At 63.3% G+C, this 21,625-nt stretch carries 16 protein-coding genes; 7 read left to right on the top strand and 9 right to left on the bottom strand.

Annotated elements, in window-relative coordinates; translation table 11 throughout:
• Positions 1–160: 160 nt before the first annotated feature.
• Both IB272_RS05225 and IB272_RS05220 read left to right on the top strand, forming a co-directional pair.
• Entirely contained in the window at positions 161–805 is a 645-nt protein-coding gene (locus IB272_RS05225) for a DUF47 domain-containing protein (RefSeq protein ID WP_060580672.1), read from the top strand.
• Positions 805–1,809, top strand: a complete 1,005-nt coding sequence (locus tag IB272_RS05220) for an inorganic phosphate transporter (protein ID WP_034804933.1) — start codon at positions 805–807, stop codon at positions 1,807–1,809. Before IB272_RS05225 ends, IB272_RS05220 begins: the two co-directional genes overlap by 1 nt.
• Positions 1,810–1,858: 49 nt before the next feature.
• Here the strand turns inward: IB272_RS05220 and IB272_RS05215 are convergent, their stop codons facing one another.
• Entirely contained in the window at positions 1,859–3,247 is a 1,389-nt protein-coding gene (locus IB272_RS05215) for a serine hydrolase (RefSeq protein WP_060580537.1), read from the bottom strand.
• 140 nt (positions 3,248–3,387) lie between these two features.
• On the bottom strand, positions 3,388–4,287 hold the full coding sequence (locus tag IB272_RS05210) for a LysR family transcriptional regulator (RefSeq protein ID WP_060580538.1): 900 nt from the start codon (positions 4,285–4,287) through the stop codon (positions 3,388–3,390).
• A gap of 133 nt (positions 4,288–4,420) precedes the next feature.
• Between IB272_RS05210 and IB272_RS05205 the strand changes: the two genes are divergently transcribed.
• The 3 genes from IB272_RS05205 to IB272_RS05195 all read left to right on the top strand — a co-directional run bounded on the left by IB272_RS05205 (position 4,421) and on the right by IB272_RS05195 (position 6,909).
• Complete coding sequence (locus IB272_RS05205; protein WP_060580673.1) at positions 4,421–5,170, top strand: SDR family oxidoreductase; 750 nt, start codon at positions 4,421–4,423, stop codon at positions 5,168–5,170.
• 204 nt (positions 5,171–5,374) lie between these two features.
• Positions 5,375–6,010, top strand: coding sequence for a DUF1326 domain-containing protein (locus IB272_RS05200; protein WP_034804927.1), 636 nt, complete (start codon positions 5,375–5,377; stop codon positions 6,008–6,010).
• Between the two features lie 5 nt (positions 6,011–6,015).
• Positions 6,016–6,909 carry a DUF2182 domain-containing protein gene (locus IB272_RS05195; protein ID WP_113135378.1) on the top strand — a complete coding sequence of 298 codons (894 nt, stop codon included), beginning with the start codon at positions 6,016–6,018 and terminating at the stop codon, positions 6,907–6,909.
• Between the two features lie 63 nt (positions 6,910–6,972).
• Here IB272_RS05195 and dnaJ read toward each other — a convergent pair whose 3' ends face one another.
• The 4 genes from dnaJ to IB272_RS05175 form a co-directional block, all read right to left on the bottom strand.
• Positions 6,973–8,103 carry a molecular chaperone DnaJ gene (dnaJ, locus tag IB272_RS05190; RefSeq protein WP_034804924.1) on the bottom strand — a complete coding sequence of 377 codons (1,131 nt, stop codon included), beginning with the start codon at positions 8,101–8,103 and terminating at the stop codon, positions 6,973–6,975.
• A 251-nt stretch (positions 8,104–8,354) separates the two neighbouring features.
• Complete coding sequence (dnaK, locus tag IB272_RS05185) at positions 8,355–10,277, bottom strand: molecular chaperone DnaK (RefSeq protein ID WP_034804922.1); 1,923 nt, start codon at positions 10,275–10,277, stop codon at positions 8,355–8,357.
• 261 nt (positions 10,278–10,538) lie between these two features.
• A complete protein-coding gene (locus IB272_RS05180) occupies positions 10,539–12,809 on the bottom strand; it encodes a transglycosylase domain-containing protein (RefSeq protein ID WP_192444226.1) in 2,271 nt (756 codons plus the stop codon).
• A gap of 236 nt (positions 12,810–13,045) precedes the next feature.
• The gene (locus IB272_RS05175) at positions 13,046–13,396 is read right to left on the bottom strand and encodes a hypothetical protein (RefSeq protein WP_060519451.1); all 351 of its coding nucleotides are present in this window, start codon (positions 13,394–13,396) and stop codon (positions 13,046–13,048) included.
• A gap of 569 nt (positions 13,397–13,965) precedes the next feature.
• Here IB272_RS05175 and IB272_RS05170 point away from each other — a divergent pair.
• The gene (locus IB272_RS05170; protein ID WP_060580540.1) at positions 13,966–14,454 is read left to right on the top strand and encodes a hypothetical protein; all 489 of its coding nucleotides are present in this window, start codon (positions 13,966–13,968) and stop codon (positions 14,452–14,454) included.
• 25 nt (positions 14,455–14,479) lie between these two features.
• Here IB272_RS05170 and IB272_RS05165 read toward each other — a convergent pair whose 3' ends face one another.
• From IB272_RS05165 to IB272_RS05155, 3 genes are all read right to left on the bottom strand, one after another.
• Positions 14,480–15,439 (bottom strand): YbhN family protein, encoded by a 960-nt coding sequence (locus IB272_RS05165; protein WP_060580541.1) that lies wholly within the window; start codon positions 15,437–15,439, stop codon positions 14,480–14,482.
• Between the two features lie 475 nt (positions 15,440–15,914).
• Positions 15,915–17,306 (bottom strand): M20/M25/M40 family metallo-hydrolase, encoded by a 1,392-nt coding sequence (locus tag IB272_RS05160; RefSeq protein WP_089043078.1) that lies wholly within the window; start codon positions 17,304–17,306, stop codon positions 15,915–15,917.
• 230 nt (positions 17,307–17,536) lie between these two features.
• The gene (locus IB272_RS05155; RefSeq protein WP_060580542.1) at positions 17,537–17,980 is read right to left on the bottom strand and encodes a MarR family transcriptional regulator; all 444 of its coding nucleotides are present in this window, start codon (positions 17,978–17,980) and stop codon (positions 17,537–17,539) included.
• Between the two features lie 511 nt (positions 17,981–18,491).
• On the opposite strand from IB272_RS05155, the gene polA reads away from it, so the two are divergent.
• A complete protein-coding gene (polA, locus tag IB272_RS05150) occupies positions 18,492–21,500 on the top strand; it encodes a DNA polymerase I (RefSeq protein WP_060580675.1) in 3,009 nt (1,002 codons plus the stop codon).
• Positions 21,501–21,625: the final 125 nt, after the last annotated feature.

The following is a 21,625-nucleotide window of genomic DNA, read 5'->3' as shown; positions in this document are numbered from 1 at the left end:
CCTGCCAAGGCAAGGCGAAATGGGGCGCGTCGCCATATCGTGCAAGATAGGCCGATATCGACAGGGGAAAGGCGACAAACCCCTTTGATTCGGTGCTTTTCATAAAGGACCTAGTGAAATATGACAGCCGCATGACAATCCACAGATGGATATACGTGTGATGCTGGCCTGGTTCCGCAAACTTCTTCCCCGCGAGGATCGCTTCTTCGACCTCTTCGCAAAACATTCGCGCACCGTCGTCGGTGCTGCCGATGCGCTCGACAAGGTTCTCGCTGGCGGCGACGATCTGGAAAGACACTGCGACCGGATCGTCGCGCTCGAGGATGAGGCGGACCACATCACCGCCGAGGTGCTGCTGGCCGTGCGCCGGTCCTTTATCACGCCCTTCGACCGCGGCGACATCAAGGATCTGATCCAGTCGATGGATGATGCCATCGACATGATGCACAAGACCGTCAAGACGATCCGCCTTTACGAACAGAAGAGCTTCGATCCCGGCATGCGCGAAATGGGCACCACGGTCGTCAAGGCCGCGCACCTGATCGCCGAGGCCATTCCGCTGCTCGATAGGATCGGCGCCAATCACGACCGCCTGATCGCGATCGCCGAAGAGGTCACCCGCATCGAGGGCCGCTCCGACGAACTGCACGAACAGGGCCTCAAGGACCTGTTCCGCCGCCACGGCGCCAGCAACCCGATGGCCTACATCATCGGCAGCGAGATCTATGGCGAGCTCGAAAAGGTCGTCGACCGCTTCGAGGACGTCGCCAATGAAATCAGCGGCATCGTGATCGAGAACGTCTGATGGATGCGACGCTCGCCTTTCCGTTGCTCGTCGGGCTGATCGGCATCGCGCTGTTCTTCGACTTTCTGAACGGTCTGCACGACGCCGCCAACTCGATCGCGACGATCGTCTCGACACGGGTGCTCCGGCCGCAATATGCGGTCATGTGGGCGGCCTTCTTCAACTTCATCGCCTTCCTGTTCTTCGGCCTGCACGTGGCCGAGACGCTGGGCAAGGGCATCATCGATCCCGGCATCGTCACGCCGCTGGTGATCTTCTCGGCGCTGATCGGCGCGATCGTCTGGAACATCGTCACCTGGCTCTTCGGCATCCCGTCGAGTTCGTCGCACGCGCTGATCGGCGGCCTCGTCGGCGCCGGTCTTGCGAGCACCGGTTTCAGTTCCATCGTCTGGACCGGCCTTTTGAAGACCGTGGGCGCCATCTTCATGTCGCCGGCGATCGGCTTTTTCCTGGCGCTCATGCTGGTGCTGATCGTTTCGTGGATCTTCGTGCGCCAGACGCCCTTTGCCGTCGACCGCACCTTCCGCGTCATGCAGTTCGTCTCGGCCTCGCTCTATTCGCTCGGCCATGGCGGCAACGACGCGCAGAAGACCATGGGCATCATCGCGGTGCTGCTCTACTCGCAAGGCTATCTCGGCTCGGAGTTCTACGTGCCGTTCTGGGTGGTGATCACCTGCCAGGCGGCGATCGCGCTCGGCACGCTGTTCGGCGGTTGGCGCATCGTCCACACCATGGGCTCGAAGATTACCAGGCTCAATCCGATGCAGGGCTTCTGCGCCGAGACCGGCGGAGCGATCACGCTCTTTGCCGCCACCTGGCTCGGCATCCCGGTCTCGACGACGCACACCATCACCGGAGCGATCATCGGCGTTGGTGCTGCGCGTCGCGTTTCGGCCGTGCGCTGGGGGCTTGCCGGCAATATCGTCATTGCCTGGTTCATCACCATGCCCGCCGCAGCGGCGATTTCGGCGCTCGCCTACTTCACCATCGATCTGCTGTTCTGATCGATCTGGAAATCGTCTCCCGCCCTCATAAGCAGGCGGGAGGCGCCCGTCATTTCGAGACCCGAGGCGCAGGGCTGCTCTGCCCACCCTGGTGCAAGGTCAGGCTTTCGGCACGGTCGCCTTTGAGCGTGAAGCTGATCTGGGCATCGATGAGCTTCGTAAAGAAGCGGTGCTCGGCCTCCGGAAGGATTTCGAGCCGGTCCTGCCCGGTCGCCTGGGCAAACAGACTATCGCCATCCCGAAAGATCGTGAGTTCGAAGTCGGGCGCCAGCCTGTAGGTGCCGACATAGGCATCATAGCGCGCCGGGTCGATCACTATGGCCGTACGCTTGACGATCGGCGGCGCAAGCGGCGCGTTGCGATTGAGCAGATGGCGGCCGATGTCGTCGACGCCGACCTCGGTCGACGCGTTGGAGAGAGCGACGACGCCGACACCCGTCGACGGACGGTAGCCGACGAAGGATCTATAGCCGCCGGTTCCGCCATTGTGCCAGATGAACTGCTCGTCGCCCTTGCCGGAGACGACCCAGCCGAGCGCCTGCTGGTCGCGATCGCCGTTGCCGAGCGGTTGTCGGGTCGACAGCAGCGTGCTGAAGGCGGGAGCGAGCGGCGATGCTGTCTTTCCCATGGCCGCCTCAAGGAAAAGCAGGAGATCGTCGACGGTCGAGCGCAGGGCGCCTGCACCCTGCAGCGCGTCGAGATCCCAATCGCTCACCGGCTCCATGGCCGCATCGTGGCCCGTTGCCCGGCGTTCGGCCCAGTCGGGCTGCTGCGTGATCGCCGTGTCCTTCATGCCGAGGGGAACGGCGATACGGCTGACGACGAGGTCTTCATAGGAGACCCCGGCCTTCAAGGCGATCGCGTGGCCGAGAAGCCCGGCGCCGAGATTGGAGTATTCATGCCCGACGCCGGGGCGGCGCTGCGGCTTGTGACTGGAGAGGAAAGCATAGAGCTTCGCCGCGTCGTAGCCGGCATAGGGATTGCTCATGTCGGCCGGCACCAGATTGCTGGGCAATCGCGGCAGGCCGGACATGTGCGTTGCGAGGTCGCCGAGCGTGATCGGCGTCTGCTTGTCCTCGGGCATGATCACGCTCTCGGGAAGAAGCGTGGCGACGGGTGTGCCAAGGCTGAGTGCGCCTTTCTCCATCGCGTCGGCCAGCAGCAGCGCGGTAAAGACCTTGGTGACCGAGCCGATCTCGAACACGGTCTGCCCGTCGACGGGGCGCGGGTCGCCTTTGGCCGGATGGCCGTGGGCGATGATGCGCCGGCCATTGGCATCGATGATACCGACGACGATGCCGATCGACTGCTGTTGCTTGTCGATCCGGTCGGCCAGGATCTCCCGAATTTCTGCGTCGGTGGGAGCGGGAAGCGGACTTGCGTGAGCGTTGGTGCCAAGCGCCATGAGGACGATCCAGTTCAGAAAGCGGTTCCGCATGAAGGATAGGAATCCAATTTTCGGTTGTCAGGGGATGCGCTGATGATGCCAGCCGGTTTCGGTCAAGCCTTGGTCAAGACTTGATCGGCGATCGGCGCGATACCGTCGCCCGCAACGATTGTGCCGGGATTGCGGAGCCGTCACGGATCCCAATAGGGCGGATCGCCGAAGGCTTCCTTCAGGTGCTGGGCGATGGCTCTGAGCTTGGTGGAGGCGCGCCGGCCCTCTGGATGCGCCATGTAGATGAACTCCCGCTCCGGGCTGAGCCCGACGTCGATCTCGTTCAGTTGCCCCTCGCGCACGGCCGGACCGGCGATGAAGGCGGGCAACAGCGCGATGCCGAGCCCGGCGACGGCGGCATCGTGCAACATGTCGCCATTGTTCATGCCAAGCGCCAGGCGCGCCCGTACGACTGTCGCACCGCCAGGTCCTTCGAAGCGCCAGTCGGCAGCACCCCGGTTGGTGTAGAAGATGCCGCGATGGCCCTCGAGTTCGGCGAGCGACGCGGGCGTGCCGTGCCGGTCGAGATAGTCGGGCGCGGCGACCAGCAGGCGCCGGCTTCTCGCAAGTTTCCACACGACCAGCCGCGAGTCGGCGATCGCGCCATGGCGCACGATCGCGTCGTAGCCTTCGGAGGCGGCATCGACCCGTCGGTCGTCGAGGTCAAGCGTCAGCTCGATCTCCGGGTGTTGGGCCAGGAACGGATAGAGCGCCGGGCCGAGATGCCTTCGGCCGAAGCTGACGGGGGCCGCGATCCGAAGCGGTCCCGTCAGCAGCCCGCGGCGTTCGGCAAGATCGCTGGCGGCCGCCTGCACCTCGCTGACAATCCGGATGGCGCGCTCGCGAAACGCGATGCCATCCTCGGTGAGCGTCAGCTTGCGTGTGGTGCGGTGGAGAAGCGTGGCGTTGAGCCCGCGCTCCAGTTCTGCCACTCTTTCGCTGACGACGGATTTCGACAGCCGTAGGCGACGTGCCGCCTCGCTGATCGAGCCGGCTTCGGCCACGGCGACAAAGGCAGCTATTCCTTCGATCTTCATCATCGTTCGGCTTTTCCGAATTCGAGTTCCACGATTGGGAGACTAATCCGAACGACAGTTTTCCGCCATATCTGTGGGCATCGAAGGACGGCCAATCGAACCGGCTTCCTTCTCAACCCAGCAAGAGGATTTCATCATGTCACGTTTGGAGAACAAGACGGCACTCATCACCGGCGGCACCAGCGGCATCGGTCTCGAAACCGCCCGCCAGTTCATTGCCGAAGGCGCACGCGTTGCCGTCACCGGCACCAATCCGAAGAACATCGCCGAAGCCCGATCCGTTCTTGGCGAGGCCGCGCTCATCATCGAGGCCGATGCCGGCAATGTCGCCGGCCAGGCGGCCGTTGCCGAAAAGATCCGTGCCGCCTTCGGCACGCTCGACATCCTGTTCGTCAATGCCGGCATCGCCAAGCTGCAGCCGATCGAAGAGTGGGACGAGGCAAGCTTCGACCGGTCGATCGCCATCAACGTCAAGGGCCCTTACTTCCTGATCCAGGCACTGCTGCCCGTGTTCTCGAAGCGCGCCTCGGTCGTGCTCAACACCTCGATCAACGCCCATATCGGCATGCCGACCTCCAGCGTCTATGCGTTGACCAAGGCGGGCCTGCTGTCGCTGGCCCGCACGCTCTCCGGCGAACTCATCGGCCGCGGCATCCGGGTCAATGCCGTCAGCCCCGGCCCAATCCGAACGCCGCTCCATGACGGCCACGCCCCGACGCCCGAACAAAACAAGCAAGTGGTCGATGCGATCGCCGCGCAGATCCCGCTTGGCCGTTTCGGCGATGCGAGCGAGATCGCCAAGGCCGTGGTCTTCCTCGCTTCGGACGAAGCCACCTTTACCGTCGGTGCCGAACTGATCGTCGATGGCGGCATGGCGACGCTCTAGGACAGACACCGATAAAGAGCTCGAAACCTGATCATCCAAGCGCCGCGGGTCCGACCGACCCACGGCGCTGTCGTGTTCCCGCCTTTGCCCATCTCCTGCCGTTGGCATCGGCGGCGGAGAAGAGTATATTTTTCTACTCTAATAAAAGGCATCCGTTTGCGGGGAACCGCGAGACGAACACCGATCAGATCTCAGGAGGAGACGATGACGAGTGTCAGATGGATGATGAAGGGGCGTGAGTTCATTCATTGCAATTGCGCCTATGGCTGCCCCTGCCAGTTCAACGCTCTGCCGACCCAAGGCCATTGCAGCGCTGTCGGCGCCTTCGAGATCGAGGAAGGCTATCACGGCGACACGCGGCTCGATGGGCTTCGCGGCGGCCTGATCGCCGCCTGGCCGGGCGCGATCCATGAGGGCAGGGGGCAGGTGGTGCCGATCGTCGACAGCCGCGCATCGGACGAACAGCGCGGCGCGCTGCTGCGCATTATGAGTGGCGAGGATACGGAACCCGGCGCGACCTTCTTCCAGGTCTTCGCAACCACCTTCGAAACCATGCACGATCCGGTCTTTGCCGAGATCGATTTCGAGGTTGATGTTGGCGCCCGAACGGCGCGGCTGAACGTACCGGGCTGGATCGCCGCACGCGGCGAGCCGATCCTCAATCCCGTGACCGGCGCCGCCCATCAGGCGCGCATCAATCTCCCCCATGGCTTCGAATACGACATTTGCGAAGTCGGGCGCGGATGGGCCGATACGAAAGGGCCGCTGACTTTGGCGCTTGCGGATTCGCATGCCCATTTCGCCCGGATGCATTTGACCGAAAGCGGCGTGATCCACTGACGCCGATGGGAGACACGGCGCTCGAAACCCTGCTTAGACGTGACCGCGTCATCGTCGTGGCGGCGCTGGTCACCCTGACGGCGATCAGCTGGCTCTACATCCTGTGGCTGGCGTCGGCCATGGACATGGCTGGTCCCCCGGCTCCTTCAGCCAGCATGGATATGGGCTCCGGCATGGACATGGATATGCCCATGGACATGCCGGCGGACAAGCCCATGACCATGGGGGCACAGCAGGGCGCCATGGCATCGATGGCGGGCGCGGTTGCCGCTCCCTGGTCCGCCACGACCTTCGCCTATGCCCTCGTCATGTGGGCCGTAATGATGGTCGGCATGATGGTGCCGTCGGCGACGCCGATGATCCTGCTCTATGCCCGTGTCGGCCGCAAGGCCGCCCAACAGGGCAAGCCCTTTGCCGCCACCGGTTTCTTTGCCGCCGGCTATCTGTCGGCGTGGATCCTGTTCGCGCTCGTCGCCGTTCTCGGGCAATGGCTGCTCGATCGCGTCCTGTTGCTCACGCCGGCGCTTGCAAGCGCCAGTGCGGTCCTCAGCGGCATCGTGCTGACTGCTGTCGGCCTGTTCCAGTTCACGCCGCTCAAGGATCGCTGTCTCAGCCAATGCCAGGCGCCGCTGCTTTTCATCCAGTCCCACGGCGGCTTTCGTCGGGAAGCGGGCGGCGCCTTCGGCCTCGGTGTACGGCACGGGCTCTATTGCGTCGGCTGCTGCTGGGCGCTGATGGCGCTGCTGTTCGTCGGCGGGGTGATGAACGTGCTGTGGATCGCCGCGATCGCTATCTTCGTTCTGGCGGAGAAGGTCGTGCCCGGCGGCAGGATCCTGTCCCGCATCGCCGGGGTAGCGCTCGTTTTGGCCGGGCTGTGGCAGCTCATGGCCCTGCTCTGAAGTAGAAGCGCCGCGCAACCGTTTCCGGCGCGCGGCGCTGTAGAAGTCGTCGGGCTTGAAGCCTTAGTCGCTCAGCGTATCGAAGAAATCCTTCATCCGGGCAAAGAAGCCGGTCGATTCCGGATTGTTGTCCTTGGAGGAGATCTCCTCGAATTCCTGCAGCAGTTCGCGCTGGCGCTTGGTCAGCTTCTGCGGCGTTTCGATCTGGATCTGGATGTAGAGGTCGCCCGATTGCGCCGAGCGCAGCACCGGCATGCCCTTGCCCTTCAAGCGGAACTGCTTGCCGGCCTGGGTGCCCTCGGGAACCGTGACGCGCGACTTGGTGCCGTCGAGTGTCGTCACGTCGAACTTGCCGCCAAGGGCAGCCGTCGTCATCGAGATCGGCACGCTGCAATAGAGATCGGCGCCGTCGCGCTGGTAGAACTCATGCGGCCTGACCGAAAGGAAGATGTAGAGGTCGCCCGACGGTCCGCCGCGAAGGCCGGCTTCGCCTTCGCCCGAAAGGCGGATGCGCGTACCGTCCTCGATGCCGGCCGGAATGTTGACCGAGAGGGTGCGCTCTTCGGTGACCCGGCCCTGGCCGTGGCACTTGCCGCAGGGGTCGGTGATCGTCTGACCGCGCCCGCCGCAGGTGGGGCAGGTGCGTTCGATCGAGAAGAAGCCTTGAGCGGCGCGCACGCGGCCGGAGCCGTGGCAGGTGCCGCAGGTCTTGGGGCTGGTGCCCGGCTTGGCGCCGGAGCCGGTGCAGACGTCGCAGGTGATCGAGGTCGGAACGCGGATCTGCGCCGTTTTGCCGCCGAAGGCTTCCTCGAGCGAGATCTCCATGTTGTAGCGAAGATCGGCGCCGCGCTCGCGGCCGCCCGATGAGCGCCGCTGGCGCCCGCCGCCCATCATCTCGCCGAAGATGTCTTCGAAGATGTCGGAGAAACCGCCGGCACCACCGCCGCCGAAGCCGTTGCCCATGCCGCCCTGCTCGAAAGCCGCATGACCGTAGCGGTCATAGGCCGCCCGCTTCTGCGGGTCCTTGAGCATCTCGTAGGCTTCGTTGATTTCCTTGAAGGTCTTCTCCGCTGCCGCGTCGCCGGGGTTCTTGTCCGGATGATACTTCATCGCGAGCTTGCGGAAGGCGCTCTTCAGCTCCTTTTCGTCGGCGTTCTTGGCAACACCAAGCGTTTCGTAGAGATCACGTTTCATTCGTAGAAGATTATCCTGTTGGCAAGCCAGCGCGATGGCTCGGCGGCTGCCCGTTTACCTTGCCACCGATTTAGTAAACCTTGAAGCGCGATACCATAGCCCGAACGGCGGTAGATACGGTTTTTTGTCGGAAAAGGTACGTTTGCGGCAAGTCACAGTGCCGATCGCCGATATTGCAGGCCCTGACGGGCGAGACCGGCAACAAAAAAGCCCGGGCGAACCCGGGCTTTTCCGTCTGTTTGAAGGGCGACTTAGGCCGAACGCTTGCGATCGTCTTCGTCGTTGACTTCTTCGTAGTCGGCATCGACGACATCGCCGTCACGGGCAGCGTCGGCGGCGGCATCCGCATGAGCGGCTTCCGTCTGCTGCGCTTCGTAGATCGCCTGGCCGAGTTTCATGGAAACTTCCATGAGCGTGTTGGTCTTGGCCTTGATGTCTTCGGCGTCCGGCTCGGAGGCTTCGACGGCGGTCTTCAGCGCGGCAATCGCGTCGGAGATCGCCTTGCGGTCCGTTTCCGAAACCTTGTCGCCGTAATCCTTCAGCGACTTCTCGCTGGAGTGGATCAGGCTTTCGGCCTGGTTCTTGGCTTCCACGCCTTCGCGACGCTTCTTGTCGACTTCAGCGTTGGCTTCGGCGTCCTTGACCATCTTTTCGATGTCGGCGTCGGAGAGGCCGCCAGATGCCTGGATGCGGATCTGGTGTTCCTTGCCGGTGCCTTTGTCCTTGGCCGAAACCTGCACGATGCCGTTGGCATCGATGTCGAAGGTCACTTCGATCTGCGGCATGCCGCGCGGTGCCGGCGGAATGCCGACGAGGTCGAACTGGCCGAGCAGCTTGTTGTCTGCAGCCATTTCACGCTCGCCCTGGGAGACGCGGATCGTCACAGCCGACTGGTTGTCGTCGGCGGTCGAGAAGGTCTGCGACTTCTTGGTCGGGATCGTCGTGTTGCGTTCGATCAGGCGGGTGAAGACGCCACCGAGCGTTTCGATGCCGAGCGACAGCGGGGTGACGTCGAGCAGGAGAACGTCCTTGACGTCGCCCTGCAGAACGCCGGCCTGGATGGCGGCGCCCATGGCGACCACTTCATCCGGGTTCACGCCCTTGTGCGGCTCCTTGCCGAACAGCTGCTTGACGGTTTCCTGCACCTTCGGCATGCGGCTCATGCCACCGACGAGAACGACTTCGTCGATCTCGGCAGCCGAGACGCCGGCATCCTTGAGGGCTGCCTTGCACGGCGCGACGGTGCGCTGGATCAGGTCGTCGACAAGCGCTTCGAACTTGGCGCGGGTCAGCTTCATCGTCAGGTGCTTCGGACCGGAAGCGTCAGCCGTGATGAACGGCAGGTTGATTTCGGTCTGCTGCGACGAAGACAGCTCGATCTTGGCCTTTTCAGCGGCTTCCTTCAGGCGCTGAAGAGCGAGCTTGTCGTTCTTCAGGTCGATGCCCTGTTCCTTCTTGAACTCGCCGGCGAGGTACTGGACGAGACGCATGTCGAAGTCTTCACCGCCGAGGAAGGTGTCGCCGTTGGTCGACTTCACTTCGAAGACGCCGTCGCCGATTTCGAGAACCGAGATATCGAAGGTACCACCACCCAAGTCGTAAACGGCGATCGTCTTGCCGTCCTTCTTGTCGAGGCCGTAGGCGAGCGCTGCCGCGGTCGGCTCGTTGATGATGCGCAGAACTTCGAGACCGGCGATCTTGCCGGCATCCTTGGTTGCCTGGCGCTGGGCGTCGTTGAAGTAGGCCGGTACGGTGATGACGGCCTTCTCGACCTTTTCACCGAGGTAGGATTCGGCCGTTTCCTTCATCTTCTGAAGGATCATGGCGGAGATCTGCGACGGGGAGTAATCCGTGCCGTGCGCTTCGACCCAGGCGTCGCCATTGTCGGCCTTGGTAATCTTGTAAGGAACCATGTCCTTGTCTTTTTGCGTGGTCGGGTCCTGGAAGGTCCGGCCGATCAGGCGCTTGATCGCAAAAAGCGTGTTTTCCGGATTGGTGACAGCCTGGCGCTTGGCCGGCTGGCCAACGAGACGCTCGCCGTCTTCGCTGAATGCCACCATCGAGGGGGTCGTGCGCGCACCCTCGGCATTTTCGATCACCTTCGCGTCTTTACCGTCCATGACGGCGACGCAGGAGTTGGTCGTTCCCAGGTCAATACCAATAACTTTAGCCATGTCGTTCTCTCCTTGCAGCGGACTGTCGGAACCCGGTCAGGCATTCGTGAGACAGCCCCTAACGGGATGGTCTTTGGATTTCTTCGCAGCTTAGACTGCGCCGATGCGGCGTATATAAGGACCGGCGTTTCGGACTGCAAGGCATTCTGCGGGGCGTTTGGGGGCAAAAGCAAGCCCGGGATTTGTCTAGCCCGAAATGGGCCATCGGCCGCAGCCTGCCTACAGGCCGGATCCCCTGTCAAATCGAGGTTCACGGGCGGCTCAGCCGCCGGTCAGAATATCGAAAAGCGTGGTGCGGCGCGTGGCCCCGGTCGTCTGGCCGACATCGGCCGGCGGTACCATGCCGCCGTTGCCCTGGTCCGCCGTCTGGCCGCCCCACGGGGCGCCGCCCTGGTCAACCGGACGCTGCCCCACCGCGACGCCGCCATCGACGCCGACGGGTGCTTCCGGGAAGGCTTCCGGGTCGCCTGACATCAGGTCGCCGGGGGGCGGCGCGGTGCCGTCGTCGAAGACCGGCTGCACGCCGGTCGTCCCGAACAGCGGCGAGGGCGAAAGCCCTTCGTGGGCCGCCATCATGAAATCGTGCCAGGCCTTGGCCGGCAGGCCGCCGCCGGTGACCTTCTTCATCGACTTGCCGTCGTCGTTGCCGAACCAGACGCCGGTCGTGAGGTTGGAGGTGTAGCCGACGAACAGCGCGTCGCGGAAGGACTGCGTCGTGCCGGTCTTGCCGGCCGCTTCCCAGCCTTTCAGCTGCGCCTTCTTGCCGGTGCCCTTGGTCAGCACCCGCAGCAGCATCTGGTTCATCTCGCTGACGATCGCCGGATCGAGCACGCGCGGCGGGTTGTCGTAGGTGTTTTCGTAGAGCACCGTTCCGTCCGCCTTGGAAATGCGGCGGATCACGTGCGGCGTCGCCTTGAAGCCGCCATTCATGAAGGGGGCATAGGCCGACGTCAGTTCGACGAGGCTCACTTCCGACGTCCCGAGCGCGATCGAGGCGTTTGCCTGCATCTCGGAATCGATACCGAGGCGGTGCGCGACCTTGACGACGTTGGAAGGACCGACCTCCATGACCAGCTGGGCTGCGATCGTGTTCAGCGAGTTGGCGAGCGCATCGGCAAGCGTCACCTCGCCGCGATATTTCTGGTCGTAATTCTCCGGCGTCCAGTTGCCGATCCGGACCGGACCGTCATTGCGGATCGACATCGGCGTGCGGCCGATCTCCATGGCCGCGGCATAAACGAAGGGCTTGAAGGCCGAGCCCGGCTGGCGCTTGGCCTTGGAGGCGCGGTCGAACTGGCTCTCGGCATAGTCCTTGCCGCCGACGAGCGCCCGGATGGCGCCGGTGCCGTCGACCGAGACGAGGGCGGCCTGCGAGGCGTCGAGCTTCTTGCCGTCGGCGTCCAGCGTCGCGGCAATCATTTCCTCGGCCTTCTTCTCGAGATTGAGGTCGATCGTCGTGTCGATGACCAGGTCTTCCTTGATCTCGCCGATCATGCCCGGAAGCTGGTCCATTACCATGTCGGCGACATAATGCTCGGCGCCCGACCAGTAGCTCTTGGCCTTGGTTGGCGTCTGCGACATCGCCGTCTTGATCTCGCTGTCGGTGACGAAGCCTTCCTCGCGCATCGCGCCCAGCACGATCTGGGCGCGCTCTTCCGCCGCCTTCGGATCACGCGCCGGCGAGAGCCGCGAAGGGGCCTTGAGCAAGCCCGCGAGCAGGGCCGCCTCGCCGAGGTTCACGTCGCGTGCCGACTTGTTGAAGTAGCGCCGCGAGGCCGCTTCGACGCCATAGGCGTTGGAGCCGAAGAACACCCGGTTGAGATACATCGCTAGGATCTGGTCCTTGGAATATTTCTGCTCGAGCCAGAAGGCGAGCAAGACTTCCTGCACCTTGCGCTCCAGCGTGCGCTCCGGCGACAGGAACAGGTTCTTGGCGAGCTGCTGCGTCAGCGTCGAGCCGCCCTGGACCATGCGGCCCGTAGTGACGTTCGTCAGCATGGCGCGGGCCAGACCTAAGGGGTCGATGCCGAAATGGGAATAGAAGCGCCGGTCCTCGATGGCGATGACTGCCTGCGGGATATAGGGCGACATGTTTTCGAGCGAAAGCGCTTCGCCGCCCGTGGTGCCGCGGTTGGCGATGATGTCGCCGCTGACGGCAAGGATCTTCACGTTCGGCGGGCGATCGGGGATCGACCAGCTTTCGGCGCTCGGCATGCGCGCGCCGTAGTAGAGCACCAGGCCGCCGACGCCCATCGCGCCCCAGATGCCGAGTACGATGCACCAGTAGAACAGGGTGCGGACAAGGCCGACCAAGCCACCGCCACCGGAGCCGCGACGGCCGCCGCCGCGCTTGCCGGCTGGCTTCTTCTTGCCGCTGCTCCTGTTGGTCTGGCCGGAAGATTTGCCGCGTGGCGCCTTGCGGCTCGTGGTCACGCGGTCGCTGGCCTCGACGCGAAAATCGTCGTCGTCATCGTCCTCGTTTCCGCCGAACGAGGGCTCGATCCGCTGTCCTGACCTGCCGCTTGCTGCCATGCCGTTTGATCTATCCCTCACCGCCCAGCGGTGGCCCTTGGCGCTATCGTTGCGGCCAATCGATTTCGACGGCGGTAACGGCGTCCCACGCCCATCCGCCACGGCGACCGGGTGAACTTTAAATGCGGCAATTTAAGGGGTGGTTAAGAAAGTCGTTGTGAAAAAGCCTGATGGTTCAAAACCTTGACGCTGAGGCGCGCAGGCGCCTCCAGGTCCGAGCCCGTGCTCGCCGGTTCTCACTGGATGGCGTTTCGAAGCGGAGTCTCTTCGACCGATGCCGTGGGGCTTGCCGGATAGGGATCGGTGAAATCGTAGAGCCATTGGCTGAAAGGCATCCGCAGCAGCACCCGCTTGCCCAGATGGTTCATGGCCACCTCCTCGCAGTCGGCGGCCGGGTAGGCCCGACGGCCGCACATGCCGAGCGGGCTGTCGATCAGACGGAAGCCATGTCCCTGATAAACGAGGGCCGTCATCGCTTTGAGTTTGAGGGAGCCGGGCGGCAGCACCACGAGACGGAGGCTGGCAAGCCAGGTCGCAAGGATCAGGACAACGATGAGGGCGGTCGGAATCTGGAGCAGCAATTTCATTTGAGCGCCTGCAATTACTGAGTGAAAATTCATTCTTGGCTTACACGTAGATGTATGTAGAAAAAGCTGAACAAAAGGAACCTGCCATCAGTAGTTGTGGTTTCTATGAGGTTATCGGTCGCGGCGGTCCTCCGGATGCACCATCCGCGATCCGACGTCAGGGACGATGCCTTTGGCCCTGCCTTTCCTTCACGATTTTGTGCAGTGCAAAATGATGCCTTGAAATTGTTGCGGCGCATAACTATTATACGACTTATCGAAGCGCTGCACCTCCTCCCGCGGCGCCCGATGCGGATCGGCGGCACTCCTCCTCCCAGCTGCCGATCAAGTTCGAGAGCCCCGTGTACCTCCTCCCACACGGGGCTCTTTTCATTTTGCGCTTACGCCCGCGGCTTTCTGCTCATCGGCGTGACGCCGCCCACCGCCTCCCAAATTTACTGAGTCAAACGGATCGCCGGTGCCGCGCCGGACGGTGGCTGGCCTATGTCGTTATCGATCCGCTCGCGAATCCTGCTATGGCTTCGCCTCATTGTTGTGTTCGGCTGCCCGCGCGACAAAGGAGGACTGCCATGAAGCTTCGATCCACCGTCTTTGCCCTCGGCGCATTTGCAGCCCTGAATGGCGAAGCTCTGGCGCAGGACAGCGTCGCCTATGTCGATGACCGGTCCGATGGGGCCGCGCTCGTCCGCTCGCTCTACAACGCCGTCAACCGCAAGGAATATGCCCGCGCCTATGGTTATTTCGGCGAATCGAAACCCGTCGTCGGCTTCAAGGCGTTCACCCGCGGCTATGAGCGCACGGTGTCTGTCGAGATCAAGGTAGGCAAGGTGAAGACGGAGGCCGGGGCGGGCAGCATCTATTCCGCCGTTCCCGTCGCGGTGAAATCGATCGAGAAGCGGGGGCGGGTGCGGTTCTTCGCCGGCTGCTATGTCGCCCGCATCATCAATCCGTCGCTGCAGGTGCCGCCGTTTACACCCTACCAGATCGAAGCGGCGCGCCTGCACGAGGTGAAGGGGCCGCTCGAACAGGCGCTGCCCACTGTCTGCAACGCGCCCTGATATCCGTGATGGACGTGCCCTTCGCCTAGGGGAGGTCGCTTCCCTTCGGCGGCTGGCGCTCCGCCACGAAACGCGCCCGCTCGAACACCAGGATCACGATCAGCGCAAGCACGAACGGGATGACGAGGTAAAGCAACCGGAAGATCGCAAGCGCCGCAAGCACGGCAGCCGGGTCCATTTCCGGCAAGGCGGCGATGAAAATCAGCTCGAGTACGCCAAGCCCGCCGGGCGCATGCGACAGAAGGGCTGCCGAAAAGGACGCAAGGAAGATCCCGAGAATGACGATATAGCCCGGATTTCCCGCTTCCGGCAGGGCGAAATAGATGATCCCGGCGGCGCCGATCAGCTCCACCGGAGCGATCACCAGCTGCCGGAAAACGATCTTCGGCTTCGGGTAGTGCAGCTGGAACCAGCGCGTGCGGAACGACGGCAGCCCGACGAGACTGCCGATGACATAGAGCCCGATGACGACGAGGATGAGCACGCCGGTCGTGAGCGACATTTCGACCGGCAGGAACTCGGCAAAACGCTCGATGATGTCGGGCCGTACCAGAAGCACGACGGCCGATAGAACCAAGGTCCCGAGCGTGAAGGTGAAGGAGCAGAAGGCGACGAGAACGCCGACTTCGCCCGGGGAAAGCCCCTTGGAGCGGTAGGCGCGGTAGCGCACGACCGCGCCGGAGAACACCGAGGCGCCGAGATTGTGCGACAGCGCGTAGGTCGTGAACGAGCAGAGCGTGATGAACCAGAGCGAAATGCGGTGGCCGAGGTGGTCGAGCGCAAGTCGGTCGTAGGCCGCCAGAGCCGCATAGGCGAGGAGCGTCGAGCCGATCGCCAGAAGCCAACTCCTCAGCGAAATCGCATTGAAGCTTGCGAGAAACTCGTCGAACGACAGGCCGCGCAGCTCATGATAGAGCGCGTTCACCGAAAACAGGATCGCGAGAAGGCCGACAACGGGCCAGAAATAGGTCTGCAGCCGCTTCATGCCGGTGCCGCGATGGATGCGAGGGCGTGGCGGGGTTGTTTCAAGGACACTTCCGTTGCAGCGGCCGGAGGGTTTCTCCGAGCGGAGACGTTCAGTTTTCTGAGCCGCTTTGTCATAACGTCACGCCCGCAGCGCGACGCTTCGGTCCTTACCCTTGCCAACGATCCGATTTCCCTTCGTGATTTGTTTCACAAAAAGGAAGCACCTGAGACCCCGGAGGTCAAGGATTGTCGGCCCGCCGACAACGGAGAAACCGCCGGGAAACAGTGAAGGGGAAACGGTAAAGCGTGGACATCCCGCCGATCGGGCAGCGATGCATGCGCGTCGATGGAGCGCTTGCGTGCGAGGGTTGCATCATCTCCAGCCACGCAATCAAAGCGGAGAAGCCGTGGCGGAGAGCTCCGCCACGGCTTCCGGGGTCAAGTGGCTCGGGCGGGATGCGCGCAGAAAATCGCGCCCCGTCCCGCACCGATCATCAGGCGGCGAGCGCGTCGAGGATACGGATCCAGGAGCGGATGCCCTTGTGATAGGACTGCAGCTCGTACTTCTCGTTCGGCGAATGGATGCGGTCATCGGAAAGACCGAAGCCGACGAGCAGCGATTCCATGCCGAGCATCTTCTGGAAGTCGCCGACGATCGGGATCGAGCCGCCCATGCCGATGATGACGGCCGGCTTCGGCCACTCGTCGGACAGGGCGACCTTCGCCGTGTTGAGCAGCGGCGATTCGTATGGAAGATGGATCGCTGGCGAACCGCCATGGGCATGGAACTCGACCGAGCAGTCGGCCGGAACCTTGGAGCGCACATAAGCGCGGAAGGCTTCGCGGATCTTTTCCGGGTTCTGGTTGCCGACCAGGCGGAAGGAAACCTTTGCCGAAGCCTCGGCCGCGATCACCGTCTTGAAGCCTTCGCCGGTATAGCCGCCGGTGATGCCGTTGACTTCCGCGGTCGGCCGCGCCCAGGTCAGTTCCAGCACCGAGCGGTTCTTTTCACCCGACGGGATCGAAAGGCCGATTTCGCCGAGGAACTTCTCTGCCGTCTGGCCGAGCGTTTCCCAGGCCGCCTTGATCTGGGCCGGGGTCTCTTCGACACCGTCGTAGAAGCCTGGCAGCGTCACGCGGCTGTTTTCGTCATGAAGGCCGGCGAGAATGGTGGTGAGGATGCGGATCGGGTTGGCGGCAGCACCACCGAAATAACCGGAATGCAGGTCGCGGTCGGCAGCCCGGACGATGACTTCTTCGCCGACGAGGCCGCGCAGGCCAGCGGAGATCGCCGGCGTATCGCGGTCCCACATGCTGGTGTCGCAGACCAGCGCATAGTCGGCCTTGAGTTCGGCGGCATTGGCTTCGAGGAAGGGCTTCAGCGACGGCGAGCCGGATTCCTCTTCGCCTTCGAACAGGATGGTGACGCGGCAGGGCAGGGCGCCATGCACGTCCTTGTAGGCGCGCACCGCCTCGACGAAGGTCAGGAGCTGGCCCTTGTCGTCAGCCGTGCCACGGCCGGTGATCACCTTGCGGCCGGGTTCGATTTCCTTGATGCCGGGCTCGAACGGATCCGTGTCCCAGAGGTTCAGCGGATCGACCGGCTGAACGTCATAGTGGCCATAGAACAGCACATGCGGCGCATCGGGCTTGGCGCCGTCATGGTGGGCGACGACCATCGGATGGCCGGGGGTGTCGCGCACCGATGCGGTGAAGCCGAGGCTGTTGAGTTCGGCCACCAGCCATTCGGCCGCCTTGCGGCACTCCGCCTTGAAGGCCGGGTCGGTCGAGATCGACTTGATCCGAACGAGGTCGAACAGCCGGTCGAGGCTCCTTGGCAGGTTGGCGTCTGCGCGTTCGAGAACGGGGGTGATGTCAGCCATCATGCATATCCTTGCTTCAAGTTTCGCCGGAACCTACTGCATGCGCCGCCAAAGCGAAATCGATTTGAGCGATTTTGGGCAGAGGTCTCAGGTGACGGTGAACGGAGAGCCTGGCGCGTCGGCAAGGTGAGCGCCGGGGCGCCCGGATCGACGCGTCTGCCCCTGCTTTAGAACGGGCGAACGCCCGCTTTAAGCCAAATTTTTTGATGGAATGATCATAAGGGGGTGGTGCGTCAGGCGCGACTGTCGCTGCGTGCCACGCTCGCGAGCGCCATGCGCATATATTCGAGCATCAGTTCGCGTTCGAAATGCCTGAGGCCGGCAAGCAGCGACTGGTCGGCGGCAAGCGCTGCCTCCTTGGCGGCCGCCTCCATCTCCTTTGCCTTTTCGGTGAGGTAGATCTGCTGCGAGCGCTTGTCCTGCGGATGCTTGCGGCGGAGGATGAGCCCGTCGCGCTCCATGCGCGAGAGCGTGTTTGCCATCGTCGCCTGTTCGATGTCGAGGCGATCGAGCAGTTGTTTCTGCGTCAGGCCTTCCTCGGCCCAAAGCTCGAGCAGGATGGGAAACTGACCGGGCGCGAAACCAAGCTTCTGGCCGCGCTCGTGAAGCGCGCGCGAAAAGCTCTTAGCCAGCAGGCTGGCCAGGTAGGTCGCAGATTCCATACGATTGAAGGCCATGCCTATCGGTACGCCCGAACCGCCATGAAGACAAGTTACAATGCAGGCGATGGACCTTGAGACCGTCGGGTCTCACCGGGATTTGAGCGGAGGTGATCGGACGGCAGAAACAAAAAACCGTCACGGTGCGGAGGCGGCGCCGTGACGGTCTTTTGAAAACGGGACAAAGGCCCGGAGAGGGGGATAAGGCCTTTGTCCTCATCTGGTGCGGGCGGGGGACAGGCCAATCACCAGAAGACGGCATCACTCGGTGCCGTTGAGTAAGATTTGAGGATTCAAATGTGGCTTTTCAAGGATACCGGGGCTGAATCGGACATTACAAATATGTAACGTTTGCGTGAAGCCGAACGGGCGCTTGCGAAGCCTTTTGGCGCTCGATCTCAAGGCGAAATCAGCCCCCGTTTTCGCAATCCGCGGTGGCGATCGCGGCCACCGCGACCGGTGGAGAATGTAGTGTCTGGCGGGAAAACCGCAATGGACCTTTGGCTTGCCCCGCGCTATCCATTTGCCCATGAAAAACGGTGATCATCTCTTCCTCGTCGACGGCTCCGGATTCATCTTCCGGGCGTTCCACGCCATCCCGCCGCTCAACCGCAAATCCGATGGCCTTCCGGTCAACGCGGTATCGGGTTTCTGCAACATGTTGTGGAAGCTGCTCACCGATGCGCGCGACACCTCGGTCGGCGTCACGCCGACCCATTTCGCGGTCATCTTCGACTATTCGTCGAAGACCTTCCGCAACGCGCTCTACGATCAGTACAAGGCGAACCGCACGGCGCCGCCGGAAGATCTGATCCCGCAGTTCGGGCTGATCCGTCACGCGACCCGCGCCTTCAACCTGCCCTGCATCGAGAAGGAAGGCTATGAGGCCGACGACCTGATCGCCACCTACGCCCGGCTTGCAGAAGCCGCCGGCGCCGGCGTCACCATCGTCTCGTCCGACAAGGACCTGATGCAGCTCGTGACCTCGAACGTGTCGATGTACGACAGCATGAAGGACAAGCAGATCTCGATCCCGGAAGTGATCGAGAAATGGGGCGTGCCGCCGGAAAAGATGATCGACCTGCAGGCGATGACCGGTGACTCCACCGACAATGTCCCGGGCATTCCCGGCATTGGCCCGAAGACGGCGGCACAGCTGCTCGATGAGTACGGCGATCTCGAAACGCTGCTGGCCCGCGCCGGCGAGATCAAGCAGGCCAAGCGCCGCGAGAACATCATCGCCAATGCCGATCTCGCTCGTCTGTCGCGCCAGCTCGTCGAACTCAAGACCGACACGCCGCTCGACGTTCCGCTCGAAGAGCTGAGCCTCGAGCCGCAGAACGGTCCGAAGCTGATCGCCTTCCTGAAGGCGATGGAATTCACAACGCTGACGCGTCGCGTCGCCGCCGCGACCGGTACGGACGCCGATGCCGTTGAAGCAGCCTTGGTGCCGGTAGAATGGGGCGCCGAGGCGCGCGGCCCTGATCTCGACAAGGGAGATGGGGCGGAAAAGGTCAGCGAGGGCTCCTCCACCGCGGCTGCCGCCCGTGGCGAGGCCGCGCAAGCCGCCGCCGTCCTGTCGCGTGCCGGCGAAGCGAATGGCGCGGACGCGACGCCCGAGGCGCTCGCTGCGGCACGCGCTGAAATCTTCGCCAAGGCGCCGATGGATCAGAGCGCCTATGTGACGATCCGCGACATCGCCACTCTCGACCGGTGGATATCGGACGCGCGCGAAGCCGGTGTCGTCGGCTTCGACACGGAAACGACCTCGCTCGATGCAATGCAGGCCGACCTCGTCGGCTTCTCGCTGGCGATCGCCGACCACAAGGCCGACCCGACCGGCGCCTCGATCCGGGCGGCCTATGTGCCGCTGATCCACAAGACCGGCGTCGGCGACTTGCTCGGCGGCGGGCTCGCCGAAAACCAGATCCCGGTCGCAGAAGCCTTGAGCCGGCTGAAGCGCCTGCTGGAGGACCCTTCGGTCCTCAAGGTCGCCCAGAACCTGAAATACGATTACCTCGTGATGAAGCGGCACGGCATCACCGTCGAAAGCTTCGACGACACGATGCTGATGTCCTACGTCGTCGATGCCGGCAACGGCACCCATGGCATGGACTCGCTGTCTGAGCGCTGGCTGAACCACAAGCCGATCGCCTACAAGGACATCACCGGAACCGGCAAATCCTCGGTGACCTTCGACTTCGTCGATATCGACCGGGCAACCGCCTACGCGGCTGAGGATGCGGACGTCACGCTCAGGCTCTGGCATATCCTGAAGGCCCGATTGGCCGCCAAGGGGCTGATGCGCGTCTATGAGCGGCTGGAGCGGCCCCTGGTTGCCGTTCTGGCACGCATGGAAGACCGCGGCATCACCGTCGACCGCCAGATCCTCTCGCGGCTTTCGGGCGAGCTCGCCCAGGGCGCAGCCGGGCTCGAGGACGAGATCTATAAGCTCGCTGGCGAAACCTTCACCATCGGTTCGCCGAAGCAGCTCGGCGATATCCTCTTCGGCAAGATGGGCTTTGCCGGCGGCTCGAAGACCAAGACCGGGCAATGGTCGACCTCGGCACAGGTTCTGGAAGACCTGGCAGCCGAAGGCCACGAACTGCCGCGCAAGATCGTCGACTGGCGACAGCTGACCAAGCTCAAGTCCACCTATACCGATGCGCTTCCGGGCTTCGTCCATCCGGAGACGAAGCGCGTGCATACGTCCTACGCGCTCGCAGCCACGACCACCGGCCGCCTGTCGTCGTCCGATCCGAACCTGCAGAACATTCCGGTGCGCACCGCCGAAGGCCGCAAGATCCGCACCGCCTTCATCGCAACGCCCGGCCACAAGCTCGTCTCGGCCGACTACAGCCAGATCGAACTGCGCGTGCTTGCCCATGTTGCGGACATTCCGCAGCTTCGCCAGGCCTTTGCCGATGGCGTCGACATTCATGCGATGACCGCATCGGAAATGTTCGGCGTTCCGGTCGAGGGCATGCCGAGCGAAATCCGCCGGCGCGCCAAGGCGATTAACTTCGGTATCATCTACGGCATCTCCGCCTTCGGCCTTGCCAACCAGCTGTCGATCGAGCGCTCCGAAGCCAGCGACTACATCAAGCGCTATTTCGAGCGTTTCCCCGGCATCCGCGACTACATGGAAGGCACCAAGGTGTTTGCCCGCGAGCACGGCTACGTCGAGACGATCTTCGGCCGCCGCGCCCACTACCCGGACATCCGCTCATCGATCCCGTCGCACCGTGCTTTCAACGAGCGCGCCGCGATCAACGCGCCGATCCAGGGCTCGGCCGCCGACATCATCCGCCGCGCCATGGTGAAGATGGAGCCGGCGCTGGCCGAGGCGAAGCTTTCGGCCCGCATGCTGCTGCAGGTGCACGACGAACTGATCTTCGAGGTCGAGGACGCCGAGGTCGAAAACACCATTCCGGTCGTCGTCTCGGTGATGGAGAACGCCGCCATGCCGGCGCTCGACATGAAGGTGCCGCTGAAGGTCGATGCGCGCGCGGCGACCAACTGGGACGAGGCGCACTGATCTAGTCGGTGCACACCGGGTTTTTGATGGAAACCTCTCAGAAAACCTCAAAAGCCGGATGCGACGAATCTTGCAGCGCCCGGGGGCATTCCATGCTCCCGGGCGCCTTTCCATCAGGATGATAG

Source organism: Ensifer sp. ENS08 (assembly GCF_014852195.1).
GTDB lineage: Bacteria > Pseudomonadota > Alphaproteobacteria > Rhizobiales > Rhizobiaceae > Ensifer > Ensifer adhaerens.
This window is presented reverse-complemented; position numbering and strand designations above follow the sequence as displayed.